Origin of the sequence: Streptomyces sp. 3N207, from assembly GCF_052246355.1 — a bacterium.
Lineage (GTDB): Bacteria > Actinomycetota > Actinomycetes > Streptomycetales > Streptomycetaceae > Streptomyces.
Map to the genome: position 1 here is coordinate 1 of NZ_JBQQBV010000035.1, position 21,042 is coordinate 21,042.

Annotated in this window: 18 protein-coding genes, 2 rRNA genes and 1 riboswitch; of the genes, 15 read left to right on the forward strand and 5 right to left on the reverse strand. The window is 69.6% G+C overall.

Annotation, left to right across the window (positions count from 1 at the left end; genetic code table 11):
• The 12 genes from ACTWP9_RS33900 to ACTWP9_RS33955 all read left to right on the forward strand — a co-directional run.
• A 23S ribosomal RNA gene (locus ACTWP9_RS33900) occupies positions 1–97 on the forward strand; the annotation flags it as partial.
• A gap of 122 nt (positions 98–219) precedes the next feature.
• Positions 220–336, forward strand: a 5S ribosomal RNA gene (rrf, locus tag ACTWP9_RS33905).
• 168 nt (positions 337–504) lie between these two features.
• Positions 505–1,116 carry a CDP-alcohol phosphatidyltransferase family protein gene (locus ACTWP9_RS33910; RefSeq protein ID WP_443250172.1) on the forward strand — a complete coding sequence of 204 codons (612 nt, stop codon included), beginning with the start codon at positions 505–507 and terminating at the stop codon, positions 1,114–1,116.
• Between the two features lie 113 nt (positions 1,117–1,229).
• The gene (locus ACTWP9_RS33915) at positions 1,230–3,728 is read left to right on the forward strand and encodes a sugar phosphate nucleotidyltransferase (RefSeq protein ID WP_443250173.1); all 2,499 of its coding nucleotides are present in this window, start codon (positions 1,230–1,232) and stop codon (positions 3,726–3,728) included.
• A 94-nt stretch (positions 3,729–3,822) separates the two neighbouring features.
• On the forward strand, positions 3,823–4,731 hold the full coding sequence (locus tag ACTWP9_RS33920; RefSeq protein WP_443250174.1) for a DUF881 domain-containing protein: 909 nt from the start codon (positions 3,823–3,825) through the stop codon (positions 4,729–4,731).
• Entirely contained in the window at positions 4,728–5,060 is a 333-nt protein-coding gene (locus ACTWP9_RS33925) for a small basic family protein (protein ID WP_019358093.1), read from the forward strand. The genes ACTWP9_RS33920 and ACTWP9_RS33925 overlap by 4 nt, the downstream gene beginning before the upstream one ends.
• Positions 5,061–5,065: 5 nt before the next feature.
• Positions 5,066–5,947, forward strand: coding sequence for a DUF881 domain-containing protein (locus tag ACTWP9_RS33930; RefSeq protein WP_443250175.1), 882 nt, complete (start codon positions 5,066–5,068; stop codon positions 5,945–5,947).
• A gap of 432 nt (positions 5,948–6,379) precedes the next feature.
• Positions 6,380–6,907, forward strand: coding sequence for an FHA domain-containing protein (locus tag ACTWP9_RS33935; RefSeq protein ID WP_443250176.1), 528 nt, complete (start codon positions 6,380–6,382; stop codon positions 6,905–6,907).
• Between the two features lie 20 nt (positions 6,908–6,927).
• Complete coding sequence (gene ftsR, locus ACTWP9_RS33940) at positions 6,928–7,674, forward strand: transcriptional regulator FtsR (protein ID WP_443250177.1); 747 nt, start codon at positions 6,928–6,930, stop codon at positions 7,672–7,674.
• A 74-nt stretch (positions 7,675–7,748) separates the two neighbouring features.
• Positions 7,749–8,222 carry a bifunctional nuclease family protein gene (locus tag ACTWP9_RS33945; protein ID WP_026004895.1) on the forward strand — a complete coding sequence of 158 codons (474 nt, stop codon included), beginning with the start codon at positions 7,749–7,751 and terminating at the stop codon, positions 8,220–8,222.
• Positions 8,223–8,469: 247 nt separating this feature from the next.
• On the forward strand, positions 8,470–9,126 hold the full coding sequence (locus ACTWP9_RS33950) for a MerR family transcriptional regulator (RefSeq protein WP_443250178.1): 657 nt from the start codon (positions 8,470–8,472) through the stop codon (positions 9,124–9,126).
• Between the two features lie 92 nt (positions 9,127–9,218).
• Positions 9,219–10,787: a DNA polymerase IV gene (locus ACTWP9_RS33955; RefSeq protein WP_443250179.1), complete on the forward strand. Its 1,569-nt coding sequence runs from the start codon at positions 9,219–9,221 to the stop codon at positions 10,785–10,787.
• Here ACTWP9_RS33955 and ACTWP9_RS33960 read toward each other — a convergent pair.
• Positions 10,703–11,080, reverse strand: a complete 378-nt coding sequence (locus ACTWP9_RS33960) for a PRC-barrel domain-containing protein (protein ID WP_443250180.1) — start codon at positions 11,078–11,080, stop codon at positions 10,703–10,705. The two genes, ACTWP9_RS33955 and ACTWP9_RS33960, sit on opposite strands and share 85 nt — an antisense overlap.
• A gap of 135 nt (positions 11,081–11,215) precedes the next feature.
• A riboswitch (glycine riboswitch) is annotated at positions 11,216–11,313 on the forward strand.
• 183 nt (positions 11,314–11,496) lie between these two features.
• On the opposite strand from ACTWP9_RS33960, the gene gcvP reads away from it, so the two are divergent.
• On the forward strand, positions 11,497–14,427 hold the full coding sequence (gcvP, locus tag ACTWP9_RS33965; protein WP_443250181.1) for an aminomethyl-transferring glycine dehydrogenase: 2,931 nt from the start codon (positions 11,497–11,499) through the stop codon (positions 14,425–14,427).
• A gap of 114 nt (positions 14,428–14,541) precedes the next feature.
• Here the strand turns inward: gcvP and ACTWP9_RS33970 are convergent, their stop codons facing one another.
• Positions 14,542–14,748 (reverse strand): DUF5999 family protein, encoded by a 207-nt coding sequence (locus ACTWP9_RS33970; protein ID WP_443250218.1) that lies wholly within the window; start codon positions 14,746–14,748, stop codon positions 14,542–14,544.
• Positions 14,749–15,042: 294 nt separating this feature from the next.
• Positions 15,043–15,786, reverse strand: a complete 744-nt coding sequence (locus ACTWP9_RS33975) for a hypothetical protein (protein ID WP_443250182.1) — start codon at positions 15,784–15,786, stop codon at positions 15,043–15,045.
• Between the two features lie 500 nt (positions 15,787–16,286).
• On the opposite strand from ACTWP9_RS33975, the gene ACTWP9_RS33980 reads away from it, so the two are divergent.
• Both ACTWP9_RS33980 and ACTWP9_RS33985 read left to right on the forward strand, forming a co-directional pair.
• Positions 16,287–17,783 (forward strand): glutamate--cysteine ligase, encoded by a 1,497-nt coding sequence (locus ACTWP9_RS33980; RefSeq protein WP_443250183.1) that lies wholly within the window; start codon positions 16,287–16,289, stop codon positions 17,781–17,783.
• Positions 17,784–18,014: 231 nt separating this feature from the next.
• The gene (locus tag ACTWP9_RS33985) at positions 18,015–18,812 is read left to right on the forward strand and encodes a CPBP family intramembrane glutamic endopeptidase (RefSeq protein WP_443250184.1); all 798 of its coding nucleotides are present in this window, start codon (positions 18,015–18,017) and stop codon (positions 18,810–18,812) included.
• A gap of 83 nt (positions 18,813–18,895) precedes the next feature.
• Here the strand turns inward: ACTWP9_RS33985 and ACTWP9_RS33990 are convergent, their stop codons facing one another.
• Positions 18,896–19,738 carry a PhzF family phenazine biosynthesis protein gene (locus tag ACTWP9_RS33990; protein ID WP_443250185.1) on the reverse strand — a complete coding sequence of 281 codons (843 nt, stop codon included), beginning with the start codon at positions 19,736–19,738 and terminating at the stop codon, positions 18,896–18,898.
• A 211-nt stretch (positions 19,739–19,949) separates the two neighbouring features.
• Positions 19,950–20,810 carry an endo alpha-1,4 polygalactosaminidase gene (locus tag ACTWP9_RS33995; RefSeq protein ID WP_443250186.1) on the reverse strand — a complete coding sequence of 287 codons (861 nt, stop codon included), beginning with the start codon at positions 20,808–20,810 and terminating at the stop codon, positions 19,950–19,952.
• Positions 20,811–21,042: the final 232 nt, after the last annotated feature.

Consider the following 21,042-nt stretch of genomic DNA (forward strand, 5'->3'; position numbering starts at 1 on the left):
GTAAGGCTCCCTGGAGATGACGGGGTTGATAGGCCGGGTCTGGAAGCACGGTAACGTGTGGAGGTGACCGGTACTAATAGGCCGAGGGCTTGTCCATAGATGCTCGCGTCCACTGTGTTGGTTCTGAGACAACAACCGCACTTCAATTGAAGAGTGTGCTTGTTCGCTAAGAGACTCCAGGTCCCGGATTCTGTTGATCCGGTGATTCCTGAACAGAGTTTCGGTGGTCATAGCGTGAGGGAAACGCCCGGTTACATTCCGAACCCGGAAGCTAAGCCTTTCAGCGCCGATGGTACTGCATGCGGGAGCGTGTGGGAGAGTAGGACACCGCCGAACAATTCTTGAGAAAGGGCCCTGTTGGCTGACGCCAACAGGGCCCTTTCGTTTTTTCATGCCCAATCGCGCCTCTTTTCTCCGCCCATCGGCGACCCCGTGCACGCTGGGTGAGCGGCGCCGGGTAGGGTCAGGGGGTAGCGTCGGCACGGTTACTCAGGAGGCCCACGGGTGGAGGTCCAGGAGACGCGGGTCCAGACGGATCGGGTCCTCACCATCCCGAACATCCTCAGCATGGCCCGCCTGGTCGGTGTGCCGGTGTTCCTATGGCTGATTCTCTGGCCCGAGTTCGGTGGTCCGAACTGCGATCTGTGGGCGCTGTTCGTGCTGGCTGCGAGCGGAGTGAGCGACTACCTCGACGGCAAACTGGCCCGTCGGTGGAATCAGATCAGCAACCTCGGCCGTATTCTCGACCCGGCCGCGGACCGGTTGTACATCCTCTCCACTCTTGTGGGCCTGACCTGGCGGGAGATTCTGCCGCTCTGGCTCACCATCACTCTGCTGGCCCGCGAACTGCTGCTGCTGGTCATGGTGTGGATCCTGGACCGCCATGGCTATGCGCCGCCGCAGGTCAACTTCCTGGGCAAGGCTGCGACCTTCAACCTGATGTATGCCTTCCCGCTGCTGCTGCTCAGTGACGGAAGTGGCTGGGTCTCGTCACTCGCAGCGATTTTCGGATGGGCCTTCGCAGGTTGGGGTACTGCTCTCTATTGGTGGGCAGGGATCCTCTATGTGGTCCAGGTTCGCCGTCTGATCAGGGCGGACACCGAGACGACCGACTGATACCCGCCTCTCCTCGCTCCGGGGGCCGGTTGCCCTGATTACGCCTTTGTAGGTCATCCTGGAGGGGTCATGGTCGGGATGACCGTCGTCTGTACGAGGAGGACGCTTCCGATATGAAGGCCGTCGTGATGGCTGGCGGCGAAGGCACGCGCCTTCGGCCGATGACCGCGAGCATGCCCAAGCCGCTCCTGCCGGTGGAGAACAAGCCGATCATGGAGCACGTGCTGCGGCTGCTCAAGCGTCACGGGCTCACCGAGACCGTCGTGACCGTGCAATTCCTGGCCTCGCTGGTCAAGAATTACTTCGGTGACGGTGAGGAGCTCGGCATGGAGCTCACCTACGCCAACGAAGAGAAGCCACTGGGGACGGCCGGCAGCGTCAAGAACGCCGAGGAAGCCCTGCGGGACGACGCATTTCTCGTCATCTCCGGCGACGCTCTCACCGACTTCGACCTCACCGACCTCATCCGCTTTCACCGGGAACGCGGTGCGATGGTCACCGTCTGTCTGACCCGGGTGCCGAATCCGCTGGAATTCGGTATCACCATCGTGGACGAGGACGGCAAGGTCGAAAGGTTCCTGGAGAAGCCGACCTGGGGACAGGTCTTCTCGGACACGGTGAACACCGGCATTTATGTGATGGAGCCCGAGGTCTTCGACTACGTCGAACCCGATGTGCCCGTCGACTGGTCCGGTGATGTCTTCCCGCAACTCATGAAGGAAGGCAAGCCGATCTACGGCTATATTGCCGAGGGGTACTGGGAGGACGTCGGCACCCACGAGAGTTATGTGAAGGCCCAGGCGGATGTACTCGAGGGCAAGGTCGACGCGGAGCGGGACGGCTTCGAGATCTCGCCCGGTGTCTGGGTCGCCGAGGGCGCCGAGGTGCATCCCGACGCCGTACTGCGTGGCCCCCTCTACATCGGTGACTACGCGAAGGTCGAGGCCGGCGCGGAGATCCGTGAACACTCTGTCATCGGCTCGAACGTCGTGGTCAAGAGCGGTGCTTTCCTGCACCGTGCCGTCGTGCACGACAACGTCTACATCGGTCCGCAGAGCAATCTGCGAGGCTGCGTCATCGGTAAGAACACCGACATCATGCGGGCGTCGCGGATCGAGGACGGTGCTGTCGTCGGCGACGAGTGCTTGATCGGCGAGGAGTCGATCGTCCAGGGGAACGTCCGTATCTACCCCTTCAAGACGATCGAGGCCGGCGCGTTCGTCAATACGTCCGTCATCTGGGAGTCCCGCGGGCAGGCGCATCTGTTCGGTGCGCGTGGCGTCTCCGGGATCCTGAATGTGGAGATCACGCCGGAGCTGGCGGTACGGCTGGCGGGCGCGTATGCGACGACGCTCAAGAAGGGCTCCACCGTCTGTACCGCCCGGGACCACTCGCGAGGCGCGCGTGCCCTCAAGCGGGCGATCATCTCCGCGCTGCAGGCCAGCGCGATCGACGTACGGGATCTGGAGAACGTGCCGCTTCCGGTGGCCCGGCAGCAGACGGCGCGGGGCAGTGCCGGCGGCATCATGATCCGTACGACGCCCGGGGTTCCGGACTCCGTGGACATCATGTTCTTCGACGAGCGGGGAGCCGACCTCTCCCAGGCCGGGCAGCGCAAGCTCGACCGGGTCTATGCGCGGCAGGAGTACCGCCGTGCCTTCCCCGGTGAGATCGGTGATCTCAGCTTCCCCTCCAGCGTCTACGACTCGTACACGGGCTCGCTGCTGCGCGCCGTGGACACCACCGGGGTCGCGGAGGCGGGCCTGAAGGTCGTGGTCGACGCTTCCAACGGCAGCGCGGGGCTGGTGCTGCCGAGTCTGCTGGGCCGGCTGGGCGTGGACGCGCTGACGATCAACCCGGGCCTGGACGAGTCGCGGCCGACGGAGTCGGCGGAGAGTCGGCGCGCCGGGCTAGTGCGGCTCGGGGAGATCGTCGCGTCGGCCCGCGCGGCGTTCGGGGTGCGTTTCGACCCGGTGGGGGAGCGCATCTCGCTGGTGGACGAGCACGGCAGGATCGTGGAGGACGACCGGGCGCTGCTGGTGATGCTCGACCTGGTCGCGGCCGAGCGGCGCAGCGGTCGGGTGGCGCTGCCGGTGACCACGACCCGGATCGCCGAGCAGGTCGCCGCCTACCACGGCACGCAGGTCGAGTGGACGACGACGTCTCCCGACGACCTCACCCGGGTCAGCAGGGATGACGACGGCACCGTCTTCGGTGGTGACGGCAGAGGCGGATTCATCGTCCCGGAGTTCAGTTCGGTCTTCGACGGCGCGGCTGCGTTTGTGCGGCTCATCGGTCTCGTGGCACGTACACAGTTGACGCTCAGTCAGATCGACGCACGTATCCCGCGGGCCCATGTGAGCCGGCGGGACCTGGCAACGCCTTGGGCGGTCAAGGGACTTGTGATGCGTACTGTCGTGGAGGCGGCGGGGGACCGGTCCGTCGACACCACCGACGGGGTGCGGGTGGTCGAGTCCGACGGCCGCTGGGTGATGGTGCTGCCCGACCCGGCGGAGGCCGTCACGCATCTGTGGGCGGAGGGGCCCGACGAGGCATCCGCGCAGGCCCTGCTGGACGAGTGGGCGGCAGTGGTCGACAGCGCGGGACACTGAGTGCCGCGGCGGGGCTCGCCCTTCTCCAAGGGCAAGTCCCGCCGTACGGAACAGGGGTGGGTGCATTCGGCGGCACGGGTCTCGACGTGCGACGATGTGCGGCATGTCGCAGCAGCACCCCACTCGGAGCACCCCGGCGCGGACCCCGCGGCCCGACGCTTCCATGTCGCTGCTGACCAATGCGATGGAGCACAGCCTCGACGACGGCTACGCGGAAGCTGCCGCCCGGCGGGGCGAGGTGGGCCGCTCGAGGATGCCCCGCACGCTGCGGGCCAAGGTGGGGCTGGCGGTAGGGCTGGTGCTGGCGGCCCTGGTGGTAACTGTGGGTGCCGCCCAGGCGCAGATCTCCGCGCCGAGCGTCGCCAAGGAGAAGCAGGAGCTCATCGAGCGGATCGAGTCCGGCGGTCACCGGGCCGACGAGCTTCAGGGGGACGTGGACAAGCTGCGGTCCTCGGTGGAGCGTCAGCAGCGGAAAGCTCTGCAGAAGCACGGCGACGAGCGGGGCAGGACCACCGCCCTGCTCTCCGGCGCCACCGCTGTCGAGGGTCCCGGCCTCAAGCTCGTGGTGGACGACGCCGAGGACGCCGAGTCCGGCGACGGTGACGGGCCCCGTAACACCGACGGGTTCTCCGACACGGGCCGGATCCGCGACCGCGATCTCCAGCGGGTCGTCAACGGATTGTGGGCGGCCGGCGCCGAAGCCGTCTCGATCAACGGCCAGCGCCTCACGTCACGGTCCGCCATCCGCGCGGCGGGTGACGCGATCCTGGTCGACAACAAGCCGCTGGTTCCGCCGTACACGCTGCTGGCGATCGGTCCCGGGAAGCAGTTCTCCCGGACCTTCCAGGACAGTGTCGACGGCCAGTACCTGTACGTCCTGCACAAGGACTACGGTGCCAGAACCAGCATTTCCGTCCAGGACAAGGTGCGGCTGCCTGCTGCGCCGAGTCTGATTCTGAGAACAGCGAAACCTGTGCGGACAGGGAAGGGCAGCACATCGTGATCGCCGTACTGGGCCTCGTCGTGGGAGTCGTGGCCGGACTTGTCGTCCGGCCCGTGGTGCCGCTGGCGGTCGAACCGTATCTGCCCATCGCCGTCGTCGCCGCGCTGGACGCGGTCTTCGGGGGCCTGCGCGCCATGCTGGACGGCATCTTCGACGACAAGGTCTTCGTGGTCTCGTTCCTCTCCAACGTGGTGGTGGCCGCGCTGATCGTCTTCCTGGGCGACAAGCTCGGGGTGGGTGCCCAGCTGTCCACCGGTGTGGTCGTCGTCCTGGGTATCCGGATCTTCTCCAACGCAGCCGCCATCCGTCGGCACGTGTTCAGGGCGTGAGGTCGATGAGTGACGACAGCAACGACAACAGGCCGGAGAACGGCAGCAGGCCGGGGAACGGCAGCGACCCGCAGCGCGAGCTTCCGCCGGAGCGCGAACCGGAACGCGAACTCCCCCAGGAGCGGCCGGAGACGACGGGCACACAGGGTGAGAACAGCGGCCCGCAGCTGACGGGACGGCAACGGCTCGTCAAGGCCGTCTGGCCACCCCGGGTGACGCGCGCCCAACTCATCGTCGCGCTCCTGCTTTTCGTCCTCGGCCTCGGGCTGGCGATCCAGGTGCGCTCAACCAGTGAGAACAGCGCGCTGCGCGGTGCCAGGCGTGAGGATCTGGTCCGCATCCTCGACGAGCTCGACGACCGCACCAAGCGGCTGGAGGACGAGAAGCGCAAGCTGGACGGGCAGCGCACTCAGCTTGAGACGTCCTCGGACCAGGCCGAGGAGGCGCGTAAGCAGACCAAGGAGAAGGAGGCCCAGCTCGGTGTGCTCGCCGGTACGGTGGCGGCCGAGGGGCCCGGTATCCATATGACGATCAAGGACCGGGCCGGAGCGGCGGATTCCGACACGCTGCTGGACGCGGTTCAGGAACTGCGGGCCGCCGGCGCCGAGGCCATGCAGGTCAACGGTGTGCGGGTGGTGGCCGGCACGCATTTCACCGACAGCGGCGGCGGGGTCGACGTCGACGGGCATAGGATCGACCAGCCTTACCGTTTCGAGGTCATCGGCAAGCCCGCCGATCTGGAACCGGCACTCAACATCCCCGGCGGCGTTGTGCAGACGCTGAAGAACAAGCAGGCCACAGTGGATGTGACCCGCTCGGGGAAGATCACCGTGGACGCCTTGCGACAGGCGAAGCGGCCTGACTACGCTCGGTCGTCATCGCGCTGAGATGGTGATAGGAGTTTCGGGGGGTCGGAGGGCAAGTTGGGCACCGCGTGGTGGAAACTGTCTACGGGTCACGGACGTTATTACAGCGTCAAGAGTGGCCAGTGAGAGCATCGAGGGTCTGTCCTGCCCCACGGGCGGGTCTGTTTCGTGCGAGGGGAATCGCCCGTGAGTTTTTTTGCGAAGTTGTTCGGCAAGGGCCGTCGGGGCGGCGACACGGGTACCGCACGGCACCGTGCTCCCCAAGGTGCGGAGACGACCGGAGGGGCGCCGGAGGGCAGTACCGAGCGCCCGCTGTTCCGTGACGAGGTGGCCGGGCCCGGAGGGGACAATTCGGGTGGTCGCGGCGCGGTTTCTGTTGACCCTGGCGCTCAGGGGCGCATAGGTTCCCAGGCACCGCCAACCTCAAATTCGGGTGGAGGTTCTGCCTTGCCGGTGTGTAACAGGTGTGGAGCCCGCGTCGCGGAAGCGAGCCGGTTCTGCTCCAACTGCGGTGCTCCCCTGCGGGGCGGCGCGCCCGCGGAAGGGGCGTCCGAGACGACGTCCACGATCTCCATCTCCGGTCTGGAGGCGTACGACTCCGAAACCACCGGCCAGCATGCCTCTCCGGTGCTGCCGCCCGAAGCGCAGGCAGCCGTCGACGCCCTGCCCATGGGCTCGGCGCTGCTGATCGTGCGGCGCGGCCCCAACTCGGGCAGCCGGTTCCTGCTCGACGGTGATCTGACCACCGCCGGGCGCCACCCGGAGAGCGACATCTTCCTGGACGACGTGACCGTCTCCCGCCGCCACGTCGAGTTCCGGCGCGGCCCGGACGGCACCTTCACGGTTTCCGACGTCGGCAGCCTGAACGGCACCTACGTCAACCGCGAGCGGATCGAGGCCGGAGTGCCGCTCGGGAACGGCGACGAGGTGCAGATCGGGAAGTACCGGCTGGTCTTCTTCGCGAGCCAGCGCACCCACTGACAGTCCCGGCAGGGAGGCTCATGCTGCACACGCCGTCCGGCGGTGCCCGTGCGGGCACCGCCGCCGGGCAGAAGAGCGGTCCGATGAGTATCGGCGCCGTCCTTGAGGCACTCCGTGCGGAGTTTCCCGAGGTCACCGTCTCCAAGATCCGCTTTCTGGAGGCCGAGGGGCTCGTCGAGCCGGCGCGTTCCCCGTCGGGGTACCGGAAGTTCCGGGCCGAGGACGTCGAGCGGTTGAGCTATGTGCTGCGGATGCAGCGGGACCACTATCTGCCGCTGAAGGTCATCAGAGAGCATCTGGAAGCGTTCGGCGAGGGCGCTCCCTACCCGGCCCTGCCGATGGTTCCGCCTCGTGACCCCGAGGAGCCGAACGTGGCGGGTGCGGTCCCTGCCATCCGTACCGGACGCAAGGAACTCCTCGGGCTCGTCGGTGCGCAGGAGCAGGAACTGGCCGAGTGGGAGGAGTACGGGCTGCTCGGCCCCGCCGAGGACGGTACCTACCGGCTGACCGATGTGACCGTGGCCCAGCTGGTGGCGGAGCTCGGCCGCTACGGAGTGGCGGCACGTCATCTACGCACTGTGAAGGCGGCCGCCGACCGCCAGCTGGATCTCGTCGAGCAGCTTGTCGCGCCCCTTCGGCACCATCCGGACCAGCGGACCAGAACGCACGCCGAGACCACGGCGGACGAACTCACGGACCTCTCCGTGCGGCTCTACGGGGCCTTTGTGGAGTCCGCGGTACGTGCGGCCCGCACGCGGGGTGACTGAATCAGCACACGGATGCCGGTGCCGGACGGCTGCCCGACTACCCAAACAGGCGCAGCACGGCCTAGGGTTGCTGTGTGAATGAGCTCGACGTCGTGGGTGTCCGGGTGGAAATGCCCACCAACCAACCGATCGTGCTCCTGCGAGAAGTGGGAGGCGACCGCTACCTCCCCATCTGGATCGGCCCCGGGGAGGCGACCGCGATCGCCTTCGCCCAGCAGGGCATGACCCCCGCACGCCCACTCACCCATGACCTGTTCAAGGACGTCCTGGAAGCAGTGGGTCAGGAGCTGACCGCGGTCCGCATCGTGGATCTGCGGGAAGGCGTGTTCTATGCGGAGCTTGTCTTCGCCAGTGGCGTGGAAGTCAGTGCCCGTCCGTCCGACGCCATAGCGCTCGCACTGCGCACCGGTACGCCGATCTACGGCAGTGACGGTGTGCTGGACGACGCGGGGATCGCGATCCCGGACGAGCAGGAGGACGAGGTGGAGAAGTTCCGCGAGTTCCTCGACCAGATCTCCCCGGAGGACTTCGGCACCAGCAGCCAGTGACGCTCCGCCGTCAGCCGCCCCCGGACCGGGCACTTCTGGCCGGAGGCCAGGAAGAGGTGCGTGGTGCTGCCTGCCGGGGTGACCATCCGGCCAGCAATTCCCCGGTTGTGGGCACGCGAAACCACTCTCTGGGGCATTATCACTCGCCGTGCCGAGTGTGGCGATCGTTGACGCACTCGGAGTGACTGCCTACCTTCATGTGGGCAGGTTCCGGGGGTAACCCGGGATGTGAAGGACGGAGGTCGGCGTGACAAGCACCGGCGGCGAAGGTACGGCGGCTGGCGACTCGTCCCTACCCGACGGCCCGCCCCCGGCTTCCGGCCGGGAGGTGCCCGCAGATCGGCCGTCCCCCGCACCGCCCCCAGGACTGCGGCCGGGCGGCGTCTCAGGGCCGTCGGCCGAGACCCCGGCCGAGCAGGTCGGCTACCGCGGTCCGACCGCCTGCTCCGCGGCCGGGATCACCTACCGCCAGCTCGACTACTGGGCCCGTACCGGGCTGGTCGAGCCCAGCATCCGCCCCGCCTACGGTTCGGGAACCCAGCGCCTCTACAGCTTTCAGGACATCGTCGTCCTCAAGATCGTCAAGCGGCTGCTGGACACCGGTGTATCGCTCCAGAACATTCGCGCCGCCGTACGGCATCTGCGGTCCAGGGGCCGGACCGACCTGGCACGGATGACGTTGATGAGCGACGGGGCCACGGTCTACGAATGCTCTTCGCCCGACGAGGTGGTGGATCTCCTGCAGGGGGGCCAGGGCGTCTTCGGTATCGCCGTCGGCGTCGTCTGGAAGGACGTCGAGGGCGCTCTCTCCCAGCTGCACGGGGAGCGCGTCGACACCGGCGAGACGCTGGTCAGGGACCATCCGGAGGACGAGCTGGCCCGCCGCCGCAATCGGGCGGGGTAGCCGGGCGTCGGGGCTGAGGCCGCCGGTGTTGGCGCCGTACCGGGGCCGCACACCGGCGGGATTGTCAGTGGGATGCGGCAGCATCGGAAGATGTGAGGACCCAGCCGACCATCCTGCATCTGGACATGGATGCCTTCTTCGCTGCTGTGGAGCAGGCGTCGAAGCCCAGTCTGCGCGGGAAGCCGGTCGTGGTCGGCGGCCTCGGGCCGCGCGGGGTCGTTTCGACGGCCTCGTACGAGGCCAGGCGCTTCGGGGTGCACTCGGCGATGCCCACGGCGCAGGCCAGGCGGCTGGCGCCGAACGCTGCGTATCTGGGCGCGCGCTTCGGGCTCTACCGTGCGGTCAGCGAGGTGGTGATGGAGCTGCTGCACCAACTGTCGCCACTGGTGGAGCCCCTGAGCCTCGACGAGGCGTTCGTGGACCTGGAGGCCGGGGAGGCGCTGGAAGGGACGCAGGGCGGCGCTGAGGGGGCGCAACAGGTCGGTGAGCGGCTGCGGCGGGACATCAGAGCGGCGACGGGGCTGACCGGCTCGGTGGGGCTGGCGGGATCGAAGATGCTGGCCAAGATCGCCTCGGAGCAGGCGAAGCCGGACGGCCTGGTACTCATCCCGGTGGGCACCGAGCGCGAGATGCTGGCACCGCTGTCGGTGCGGACGCTGCCCGGGGTGGGGCCTGCCACGGCGGAGGTGCTGCGCAGAGCCGGGATCACCACTGTCGGAGAGATCGTGGAGGCGGGTGAGGACGAGCTGCTGCGGCTGCTCGGTAAGTCACACGGGACCTCGGTCCATGCGATGGCCCACGGCATCGACGACCGTCCGGTGGTGGCCGAGCGGGACGCCAAGTCGGTCTCCGTCGAGGACACCTACGATGTGGACCTCACCGACCGCACCAGGGTGCGGCTGGAGCTGGAGCGGCTCGCCGAGCGCTGTGTGACGCGGCTGCGCGCGGCCGGGCGGTCCGGACGCACCGTGGTCATCAAGGTACGCAGCTACGACTTCTCGACCCTCACCAGATCCGAGACCCTGCGTGGGCCCACCGACGACCTGGGTGTCGTCAAGGAGGCAGCGCTGCGGCTGCTGGACGGGGTGGACACCACGGCCGGGGTGCGGCTGCTGGGAGTCGGGGTCAGCGGGCTCGCCGACTTCACACAGGAGGACCTGTTCGCGCAGGCCCAGGCCGCGCTGAGCCAGGAGCACGAACCGTCCGACAGAGACCACCCCGAAGGCGGGGCGGGAGCGGCGGAGGCCGAAGGCAGTCCGGCGGAGGCCGAGAGCAGACCGGCGGGTGCCGAGGGGCCGCTGCGGACGGCCCGGGCGGCGATGGAAGCGGGCGCCGCCGCCGAGGAGCCCGGCGCGGCCGTGTCCGCCGATCGGCGATGGACCCCCGGCCTGGATGTGTGCCATGCCGAGTACGGCAGAGGCTGGGTGCAGGGCAGCGGCATCGGGAAGGTCACCGTCCGTTTCGAGGAACCGGACACTCCGCCCGGCCGGGTGCGGACCTTCTCCGTCGACGACCCGGAGCTGGAGCCCGCCGAGCCGAGAATGCTGGACGCGGACATCGCCCGGGCGCTGGCGGCTCAGTCCCCGGCGCCGGCGATCCGTCCGAAATCGCGGTCCGGGGGCGTGGGCGCCTCCTCGCCTGCCGGGACGTCGAGCCCGTAGTGGCGGTAGAGCTGGAGCTCCTGCTGCGGGGAGAGGTGACGGCCGACGCCGAAGTCGGGGGCCTCCTTGATCAGGGCGCGCTCGAACGGGACACGCAGCCCGGTCTCGTCCAGGCTCGAGGGCTCCAGCGGCACGAAGGCGTCGCGGCTGAAGATGCCGGTGCGCAGCGCCGCCCACTCCGGTTCGCCCGTGGCGTCGTCGAGATACACCTCGTCGACCGTGCCGATCTTGACACCCTCGCTGTCGAACGCCTTGCGGCCGATCAGGCTCCGCGGATCTATGTAGGTCTGCACGAGTCTCCTCCCACGGGGTCGCAACGTGCTGTTCACGCTCGTACTCACCACGAAACGGCACTTTTCGACTGTTGGCTACTTGAGCGCACTCCGGGTTACCACTCAAGGGGGCGCTGATACGCTCAAGGTGGCTGTCGACCCCGTGCGGGAGAGTCCTCCGGTGAACTTTCCGGAGGCGCCGAAGGAGCAACTCCTCCCCGGAATCTCTCAGGCCCACGTACCGCGCGGACGAGGTCACTCTGGAAAGCAGGGCGGGCCCGGACCAGCGCCGAAGCCCCTCCTCACCGACGGTGTAAGCCGAGGCCCCGCACCTGGGGCCCGGTGAAACTCTCAGGTCGAGATGACAGAGGGGGAGGCCGTCCGGGCACCCGTAAAGGTGCCCCTCGCAGGTCGCACAGACCAGGAGGCCCCCGCAGATGACTTCCCACCGGACCCCGCTCTCCGCACTGGAGAACGGCACTCCCTTCGAGAGCCGCCATATCGGACCCGACGCCGGTGCGCAGGCCAAGATGCTCGCGCAGGTCGGCTACGGGTCGCTCGACGAGCTGACCGCGGCGGCGGTGCCCGACGTGATCAGAAGCACCGAGCGGCTGGAGCTGCCCGAGGCGCGGAGCGAGGCGGAGGTACTGGCCGAGCTGCGCTCCCTCGCGCAGCGCAACCAGGTGCTGCACTCCATGATCGGCCTCGGCTACCACGGCACTGTCACACCGCCGGTGATCCTGCGCAATGTCATGGAGAACCCCGCCTGGTACACCGCCTACACGCCCTACCAGCCGGAGATCTCCCAGGGCCGGCTGGAGGCGCTGCTCAACTTCCAGACCGTCGTCTCCGATCTGACCGGGCTGCCCACCGCCGGTGCATCGCTGCTGGACGAGCCCACGGCCGCCGCCGAGGCGATGGCGCTCTCGCGCCGGGTCGGCAAGGCCGGCAAGAACGGCGGCACCTTCCTGGTCGACGCCGACTGTCTGCCGCAGACCGTCGCGGTGCTGCGGACCCGCGCCGAGCCCACCGGGGTGGAGGTCCTGGTTGCCGACCTGAGTGAGGGCATCCCCGACGAGCTTGCCGAGCGCGGCGGCATCTTCGGCGTGCTGCTGCAGTACCCCGGCGCCTCCGGTGCGGTGCGCGATCTGCGCCCGGTGATCGAGCGGGCGCACGAACTGGGCGCGGTCGTCACCGTCGCGGCCGACCTGCTGGCGCTCACCCTGCTGACCTCACCCGGCGAGCTGGGTGCGGACATCGCCGTCGGCTCCAGCCAGCGCTTCGGCGTGCCGATGGGCTTCGGCGGGCCGCACGCGGGCTATATGTCCGTCCGCGACAAGTTCGCCCGCAGCCTGCCCGGACGGCTCGTCGGCGTCTCCAAGGACGCGGACGGCGAGCAGGCGTACCGCCTCGCCCTGCAAACCCGTGAGCAGCACATCCGCCGCGAGAAGGCCACCAGCAACATCTGCACCGCGCAGGTGCTGCTCGCCGTGATGGCCGGGATGTACGCCGCCTACCACGGGCCCGACGGGCTGGCCGCCATCGCCCGCCGTACCCACCGCTACGCGACACTGCTCGCCGCCGGGCTGCGGGACGGCGGCGTCGAGGTCCTGTATGAGCGGTTCTTCGACACGGTCACCGCGCGTGTGCCGGGCCGCGCGGCCGAGATCACCGGCCGGGCCCGCGAAGCCGGGATCAACCTGCGGCAGGTGGACGCCGACCACATCGGTATCGCCTGCGACGAGACCACCGGGCGCGAGCAGCTCGCCGCCGTGTGGCAGGCGTTCGGGGTGGCAGCGCCCGGCGACCTGGACGCGCTGGACGCCGCGATAGGGGCTACCTCCCGGCCGGAGGCCGGCGGAGAGGCACTCCCCGCTGACCTGCTGCGCAGCGACGAGTACCTCACGCACCCGGTCTTCCACGAGCACCGCTCCGAGACGGCGATGCTGCGTTATCTGCGCCGCCTCGCCGACCGGGACTACGCGCTGGACCGCGGCATGATCCCGCTCGGTTCCTGCACGATGAAGCTCAATGCCACCACCGAGATGGAGCCGGTCACCTGGCCCGAATTCGGTGCACTGCACCCCTTCGCGCCCGCCGAGCAGGCCGAGGGCTATCTGACGCTGATCCGCGAACTGGAGGAGCGGCTGGCCGAGGTCACCGGCTACGACAAGGTCTCCCTCCAGCCGAACGCGGGCTCCCAGGGCGAGCTGGCGGGACTGCTGGCCGTACGCGCCTACCACCGCGCCAACGGCGAGGCACAGCGCACCGTCTGCCTCATCCCCTCCTCGGCGCACGGCACCAACGCGGCCAGCGCCGTGATGGCGGGGATGAAGGTCGTCGTCGTCAAGACCAGCGACAACGGTGACGTGGACGTGGCCGACCTGCACGCCAAGATCGAGCAGCACGGCGACGAGCTTGCCGTGCTGATGGTCACCTACCCCTCGACGCACGGCGTGTTCGAGGAGCACATCACCGAGGTCTGCGCCGCCGTGCACGACGCGGGCGGCCAGGTGTACGTGGATGGTGCCAACCTCAACGCGCTGCTGGGGCTGGCCCGACCCGGCCGCTTCGGTGCCGACGTCTCGCACCTCAACCTGCACAAGACGTTCTGCATCCCGCACGGCGGGGGCGGCCCCGGCGTCGGTCCGATCGGCGTACGGGACCACCTGGCGCCGTACCTGCCCAACCACCCGCTCCAGCCCGCCGCCGGGCCGGAAACGGGCATCGGCCCGGTCTCCGGTGCACCGTGGGGCTCGGCCGGGATCCTGCCGATCTCGTGGGCGTACGTGCGGCTGATGGGCGCCGAGGGGCTGCGCAAGGCGACGCAGGTGGCGGTGTTGAGCGCCAACTACATCGCCAAGCGGCTCGAGCCGCACTACCCCGTGCTCTACACGGGCCCGAACGGGCTGGTGGCGCACGAGTGCATCATCGACGTACGGCCGCTGACCAAGCAGACGGGCGTGAGCATCGACGACGTCGCCAAGCGGCTGATCGACTACGGCTTCCACGCGCCGACGATGTCCTTCCCCGTCGCCGGGACGCTGATGATCGAGCCGACGGAGAGCGAGGATCTGACCGAGGTCGACCGGTTCTGCGAGGCGATGATCGCCATCCGTGCGGAGATCGAGAAGGTCGGTACCGGGGAGTGGGACGCGGCGGACAATCCGCTGCGCAACGCCCCGCACACCGCCGCCATGCTCGGCCGCGAGTGGGAGCAGGGCTACGGGCGCGAGGAGGCCGTCTTCCCGGCCGGCGTGCGGCCGTCCGACAAGTACTGGCCCCCCGTACGCCGGATCGACGGCGCCTACGGTGACCGCAACCTCGTCTGCTCCTGCCCGCCGATCGGGGAGTACGACGCGGGGTAGCCCGGGGCGGAATGCTGTGGCGGAGCTCGTCGATGTTCCGCAGTTGCTGCGGACAGGGGCCTGGGGGCTGCGCCCTCAGGCCCCGGCGTTCGGCCGGCCCGCCGTCGCGTGTGGCTAGGCGGCGGTGATGATGTGGCGGGTGCCGAGCGGCTTGTGCGGGGCGATGATCTGGCCGTCCGGCAGCAGCTCTCCCGTGTCCTCGAAGAGCAGAACTCCGTTGCAGAGCAGGCTCCAGCCCTGCTCCGGGTGGTGGGCCACGGGCTGCGCGGCCTCCCTGTCTGCTGAATCCGCTGTCGGGCACGGTGGCTGGTGCTGGCACATTGTCGGTGTCTTCCGTCGTGTTGTGGCGTCTGTCCTGCGGCTCTTGTTCTGCATGGCCGTTCCCCCCGTGATCACGTACGTGCGTACGTTCCGGTCCATCTCACAGTGTTCCGCTGCTGGCTCGAATCCGCAGGGATTTCGCGTCAGCTCGTACCCAACCGCTCAGACGCATCACCCTGGCGGGCGGTTGCGCCCAACTGCCCGGTCATTTCGGGGGGTTCGGGTAGTCGGGAAGACTAGCCCATCCGGACGGGCGGACAGCAGCGCAGGTGGTGCCGTAGGACAGAAGCCGGATCACGCGGGCGTACGCAGCAGCGAAGCCACCTGCGGATCCGTTCCGGGCGCCACCGTCGTAGCCGCGGAAGCGATCAGCCTGCGGGTCAGTACGGGCAGCAGTGCGTCCACGCGGTGCGCGGTGTGCGGGGCGATGCCGGGCGGCGCGGGGGCCAGCGGGATCAGCAGGTCGGCCGGGTCCGGTACGCCACCGCACGGGTCGGCCGTGACGTCGGCGTGCAGCCACAGGGTGAGCATGTACAGCTCCGGTACCGACAGCAGGCGCGGCTGGTACGGGGCCGGCAGCAGCTCGGCCTGCCGTATCGCCCGCACCGTCGAGAGGACATAGGGGCCCTGTCGGAACTGTCCGAACGTCCAGCCGTCCGCGGTCAGTACCGCCTCCGCGGTGCCGACGTACGCCCCGCCCTGGGCCGCATCACCGCCGGAGCCGCCGACGCCGGCCTCGGCTCCCTCGTCGGAGAGCAGGAAGCGCCAGCCGGTCAGCCGAGTGCGCGGCGAGGCGTCCGCGGGTTCGCCGGTGCGTGCGGCGGAGCGTCCGGAGGCGCGCTCCACGGCGCGTTCGGCGGTGCGCGGCGCAACGCGCGCCATCTCGTACGCCGGGAGCGGGAGTTCGGGACGCAGGGGGCCCTGAGCCGTGCGCAGTGCCATGGGGGCTCGGGAGCCTCGGACCGCGTTCGGGGAGCCGAGGGCGGTCAGGACACTGCGCAAGGCTGGGGCCGGGGCCGGGGATACGTGCAGCGGCATGGCGGGTCGCCTCTCTTGGGAGACACATGGTGCTGGCGGGGGCGCGACGGCTGTGTCGGCGCGGGGATGGCCGCGGAAGCGGCTGGGAGGGGTCGACGGGGGCGGGCCGGGGTCGCCAAGTCTCTGCCTCGTTCGCGTAGTTTATACGAGATGTGTTCGAGAAGTGTTTCAGCTAACGTGCCCGGCTGTTTCCTGTAAGGCCATAACAGGTCGAATCGGCGGCCTTTTCACCTGCAGTGATGCCGAAGGTACGCCGATGACCTCGGATTCCGGAGGAAACGCGGTCGGCCTGATGGCGTCGGTGTTTTCCGGGGGAAGTGTGCCGCGCGGGCTGGACGCCGCCGTATGCCGTGGGAATGTGCCGTCCGGCATCCGCCAGCCTAGCGGCAGTCAACTGCCCCGTCAGCCCTGCCAGGCGTTATCCGTAGCTCGGCAGGGCATCATCGGTGCACGCTCGGCCGGGGCCCCGGCAGCATCCACCAGCAGGGAGGAAGCCTCCAATGGGAGAGAAGGTCGTCGCCGACAGGTTCGACCTGTCCGACCGACGGCGGTACCGGCAGAAGCTGCACAAGTGCCTCGAGGGACTGTGGCAACTGCTGGAGGAGAAGAGGTTCGACCGGCCCAGGAATCTCATGGGGCTGGAGCTCGAGCTGAATCTCGCGGACGCGCAGGGCCAGCCGCTCATGGTGAATGCAGAGGTTCTCCAGCACATCGCGAGCTCGGATTTCCAGACGGAACTGGGCCAGTTCAATCTCGAAGTGAATATCGTGCCGCATGCGCTCTCCGGAAGAGTTCTCGATCAGCTCGCCGAAGAACTCCGCACCGGGCTGGCATACGCCGACCGGCAGGCCCGTGAGGTGGACGCGCGCATTGTCATGATCGGAACCCTCCCGACGCTCACGGCCCGCGATCTGACCCTGGCCAATCTCACCGAGGACGACCGTTACCGGCTGCTGAACGATCAGATCATGGCCGCGCGGGGCGAGGAGATCTCCCTCGATATCGACGGCGTCGAACACCTTGTGAGCACCTCGGAGTCGATAGCGCCGGAGTCGGCCTGCACCTCCGTACAACTCCATCTTCAGGTGACGCCCGGACGGTTCGCCGACGTATGGAACGCCGCGCAGGCCGTCAGCGGCGCGCAGATCGCCATGGGGGCCAATTCGCCGTTCCTGTTCGGGCAGGAACTGTGGCGTGAGTCGCGGGTCCCGCTGTTCCTCCAGGCCACCGATACGCGCCCGCCGGAGCTGAGTGCCCAGGGCGTGCGCCCGCGCACCTGGTTCGGGGAGCGCTGGATCTCTTCCGCGTACGACCTGTTCGAGGAGAATCTGCGCTACTTCCCCGCGCTGCTGCCGATCTGCGACGAGGAGGACACACAGCGGGTGCTGGCCGCAGGCGAGGTGCCCGCGCTGCCGGAACTGACGCTGCACAACGGCACCATCTACCGCTGGAACCGGCCGGTGTACGGGGTGATGGAGGGCGCTCCCCACCTGCGGGTGGAGAACAGGGTGCTGCCGGCCGGTCCGACGGTGGCCGATGTGCTGGCCAACACCGCCTTCTACTACGGGCTGGTCCGCGCGCTGGCCGACGATCCGCGGCCGGTGTGGAACCGGATGCCGTTCGAGTACGCCGAGCGGAACTTCGACGCGGCGTGCCGGTACGGGATCGAGGCCGAGCTGTGGTGGCCGCGCTCGGGCCGGGGCACCGGGCTGGTACGGCAGCCCGCCACCCGGCTGGTGCGCAACGAACTGCTGCCGTTGGCTGCCGCCGGGCTCGACGCATGGGGGGTGGAGCCCGCGGACCGCGACCGGTATCTCTCGATCATCGAGGAGCGCTGTCGGCTGCGGGTCAACGGCGCCTCCTGGCAGGCGGCGGCCTGCCGCCGTGCCGTCGAGTCCGGCCTCGACCGGGAGAAGGCGCTGGCTGCCGTTACTCGCGCGTACTGTGAGCGTGCGGCGGATGGTGCCCCGGTGCACACGTGGGCCGAGGGGCCGTAGGCGGACGTTGCGGTGCCCCTCGGGTGTTCCCGTGGGGGGTGCCCCTGTCCGTCGTTCGCGGACTGCGGGTGGGTTGCGGCTGGGCGCGCAGTTCCCCGCGCCCCTGTTGGGGCACAGACCCCCATGTCGGGTACGCAAGAGCCGCCGGGCAAGCTGGGGCTCTAGCGTGAGGGGGTCGCGGTGGGACAGGAGGGAGCGGGATGGGTACGGCGTTCACAGCTGGAGGGTCGAGTGCGCGTACAGGCGCCTGAGGTGGCGGCTTCCGGCGACGGGCTGCCGCGGCAGCCGCTCCGCACCGAGTTGCTGCTTGTGCTCGCCCTCTCGCTGGGGGCCAGCGCCGTCTCGTCGCTGATCAGTTTCCTCGGCGCGCTGACGAGGCCGGGCGGGCTGGCGGACCAGGCGGCGCGGCTCAACTCCTCGCAGGCGCCCGGGCGGCCGTGGCTCGATCTGGCCTGGCAGCTGTTCGGGATCGCGACCGCGCTGGTGCCCGTCGCGCTGGTCGCGCACCTCTTGGCCCGCGAGGGCGCGGGCGGGCTGCGGGTGCTGGGCTTCGACCGCCGCCGGCCCGCCTTCGACCTGGGCCGGGGCGCCGCGGTGGCGGCGGGTATCGGCGGCTGCGGGATCGGGCTCTATCTGCTGGCGCAGTCCGGCGGCTTCAACCTCACCGTGGAGCCGGAGTCGCTGCCCGGCGTGTGGTGGAAGTACCCGGTGCTGGTCCTGTCCGCCGTGCAGAACTCCGTGCTGGAGGAGGTGATCGTCGTCGGCTATCTCCTGCGCCGGCTCGATCAGCTCGGCTGGTCGCCGCTCGCCTCGCTCTCCGCCAGCGCCGTACTGCGCGGCTCCTACCACCTGTACCAGGGCATCGGGGGCTTCTTCGGCAACCTGGCGATGGGCCTCGTCTTCGGCGTCCTCTACCGGCGTTGGGGGCGTGTGGGCCCGCTGGTGGCGGCTCACGCGCTGATCGACATCGTCGCCTTCGTCGGGTACGCGCTGCTCGCGGGACGGGTGGACTGGCTGCCCACGCCCTGACGCGGACGCGGGCAGCCGTGAAAGCGGGTGCGGGTGCGGGTGGTCGATGACGCCTCACGCCCTGCCCGCGGCGCTGGTGGCGGCTACAGCCGCGTGCGCAGCGCCGCGTCCAGCACGGTGATGGCCTGGCCGCCCAGCAGGGTGCGGTCGCCGCGCAGTGTGGTGCGGACATAGCCGGTGCGCCGCGACGCCTGAAGGCCCGTCAGGGTGTCGCGGCCGAGCCGGCGTGACCACAGCGGGGCGAGCGCGGTGTGTGCGCTGCCGGTGACGGGGTCCTCCGGGATGCCCTGGGAGGGGGCGAACACCCGGGAGACGAAGTCGTGTCCCGGCTCGCCGGACGCGGAGCCCGACGCGGATGCCGCTGCGGCTGTCACCACCACAACCGGCGCCGGAAGCGCGGCCACGTCGTCGGGTGCGGGGGCCAGCTCGCGCAGCGTCTTCTCGTCGGCGAGCTCCAGCACCAGCATCCCCAGCGTGCCGGTGTCCCAGGCGGCCACGGCGTCGGTGCCGAACGCCTGCCCGACGCCGTCCGGCACCGGCACCGGTGTCAGCTCGGCGGTGGGGAAGTCCAGGGTGAGTGTGCCGTCCGGCTCGCGGGAGGCGCTGAGCACCCCGCTGCGGGTACGGAAGCGCACCCGCTCACCCTCGCCCAGCAGGCCGTCGTCGGCGAGTACGTGCGCGGTGGCAAGCGTGGCGTGGCCGCACATATCGACCTCGGTCGTCGGCGTGAACCAGCGCAGCGCCCAGTCGGCTTCCGGGTCGTCGGGGAGGGGGTGTGCGTAGGCGGTCTCGGACAGGTTCAGCTCCCCGGCGAGGGCCTGGAGGCGGGAGTCCTCCGGAAAGGCGTTCGCGTCCAGGAGCACGACAGCGGCGGGGTTGCCGGTGTAGGGGGCGGCGGCGAAGGCGTCAACGGTGCGGAGTCTCATGGCCTGGACAGTACGGCTTCGGAATGGATCTGTGCATGGCCAATTCGCGGCAGGTGGCTCGGAAATCGCGCGGTTGGCTCGGTGCGGCGGCGAGAGAAGCGGAGGGCGAGGTGGTGAACGGGGTGGTGCGGGGGCCAATTCGGCGGTGCGGTCGGTTCGTCGCGTGCGGCCAATTCGGCGCGTGCGGTCGATCAGTCGCCTGCGGACCGGCTCAGCACCGCTCGTGGACGTACCCGTCCTCTCCCGCGGGCCGGACGTCCAGGTCCCGTCGGACGACGGAGAGCCGTTTGCCCCACGTACGGCAGGCCGCCGCCAGCCCCTTGGCCGTGTACTCGACGTCCAGCACGCGGTCGTCGTACGCCTTCGCGTACTGTCCGCACTCCTTGTACTGCCCGCACTCCTCGGTCACCGCGAAGTCGAACCCCATCGTGCTACGCCGCGCCGGCAGTTCCTGGGCGTTCTTCTGTCCGGCTGCCAGTCCGCTCCGGTGGGCGCGCCGGGTCAGCAGCGCGGCGAACGCCACGTTGTCGGCCTCGGTGAGGCGTCCGCCGGAGCGCTCGTAGGAGTCGAGGTTGTCCAGTTCGACGGCCTGGAACCCCTTCTTGGCGCAGCCGTCGATCCAGCGTCCGACGATCCGGGCGAGCGCCTTGCGGTGTGCGGCGGTGGAGGTGTCGAGCAGCGCCTCGTTCCAGTCGGTGTCCAGCACGGGTTTGCCGCCCTTGGTACGCAGCACCAGTTCGGGGTGGTGCCGCTGCCACCGGTCCAGGGCGTCGGGCTGGGCCTGGAAGGCGTTGACGTAGCAGATGCTGTACTGCCCGGAAGCGGGGGAGTGCCCGCGGTCCCGGGAGATCACCCGCACCCCGTCGGGCGGCGGGTAGGCGCCGCCGATCTGGTAGTCGAAGCCCGCATGGACCGGCGGCGGAGTGGGCCGGGCCGCCGTCGAGGTGCGGCCGCGGTCCAGGGTACCGCCGCCCGGGCCTGCGCCGCACCCGGCGAGGGAGGCGACCGCGAGGAGCGCGGCGACCAGCACCGGGACCCGGTGGCTGCGGGCCGACGCGGCGGCGCTCTGCATAGGGGCGGCTCCTGACGCTGTGTGGGACGGCGCCGACCGCGCTGCCGTGCCCAGCGTACGGAGAGCGCCGCGCGGTTCAGCCGCTGGTCTGCGTGGGCTCCCTCCTGATCGCCGGCCCCGGCATCGGTTCCGGTAGCGGAAACGGGAGAGGCCGGCTCGGCGCTTTCGGTGCCCAGCCGGCCTCTCCCGTGGTGCGTCCCCTCGGCTGTCGGCCCTTCCGCGTCGACGGGGC

Bases quoted from the DNA above. Each gene is read 5' to 3' on its own strand.
- ACTWP9_RS33995 (WP_443250186.1), bottom strand. From the start codon at position 20,810: ATGCAGAGCGCCGCCGCGTCGGCCCGCAGCCACCGGGTCCCGGTGCTG.
- ACTWP9_RS33920 (WP_443250174.1), top strand. From the start codon at position 3,823: ATGTGCGGCATGTCGCAGCAGCACCCCACTCGGAGCACCCCGGCGCGG.
- ftsR (WP_443250177.1), top strand. From the start codon at position 6,928: ATGCTGCACACGCCGTCCGGCGGTGCCCGTGCGGGCACCGCCGCCGGG.
- ACTWP9_RS33970 (WP_443250218.1), bottom strand. From the start codon at position 14,748: ATGTGCCAGCACCAGCCACCGTGCCCGACAGCGGATTCAGCAGACAGG.
- gcvP (WP_443250181.1), top strand. From the start codon at position 11,497: ATGACTTCCCACCGGACCCCGCTCTCCGCACTGGAGAACGGCACTCCC.
- ACTWP9_RS33990 (WP_443250185.1), bottom strand. From the start codon at position 19,738: ATGAGACTCCGCACCGTTGACGCCTTCGCCGCCGCCCCCTACACCGGC.
- ACTWP9_RS33915 (WP_443250173.1), top strand. From the start codon at position 1,230: ATGAAGGCCGTCGTGATGGCTGGCGGCGAAGGCACGCGCCTTCGGCCG.
- ACTWP9_RS33930 (WP_443250175.1), top strand. From the start codon at position 5,066: ATGAGTGACGACAGCAACGACAACAGGCCGGAGAACGGCAGCAGGCCG.
- ACTWP9_RS33980 (WP_443250183.1), top strand. From the start codon at position 16,287: ATGGGAGAGAAGGTCGTCGCCGACAGGTTCGACCTGTCCGACCGACGG.
- ACTWP9_RS33975 (WP_443250182.1), bottom strand. From the start codon at position 15,786: ATGCCGCTGCACGTATCCCCGGCCCCGGCCCCAGCCTTGCGCAGTGTC.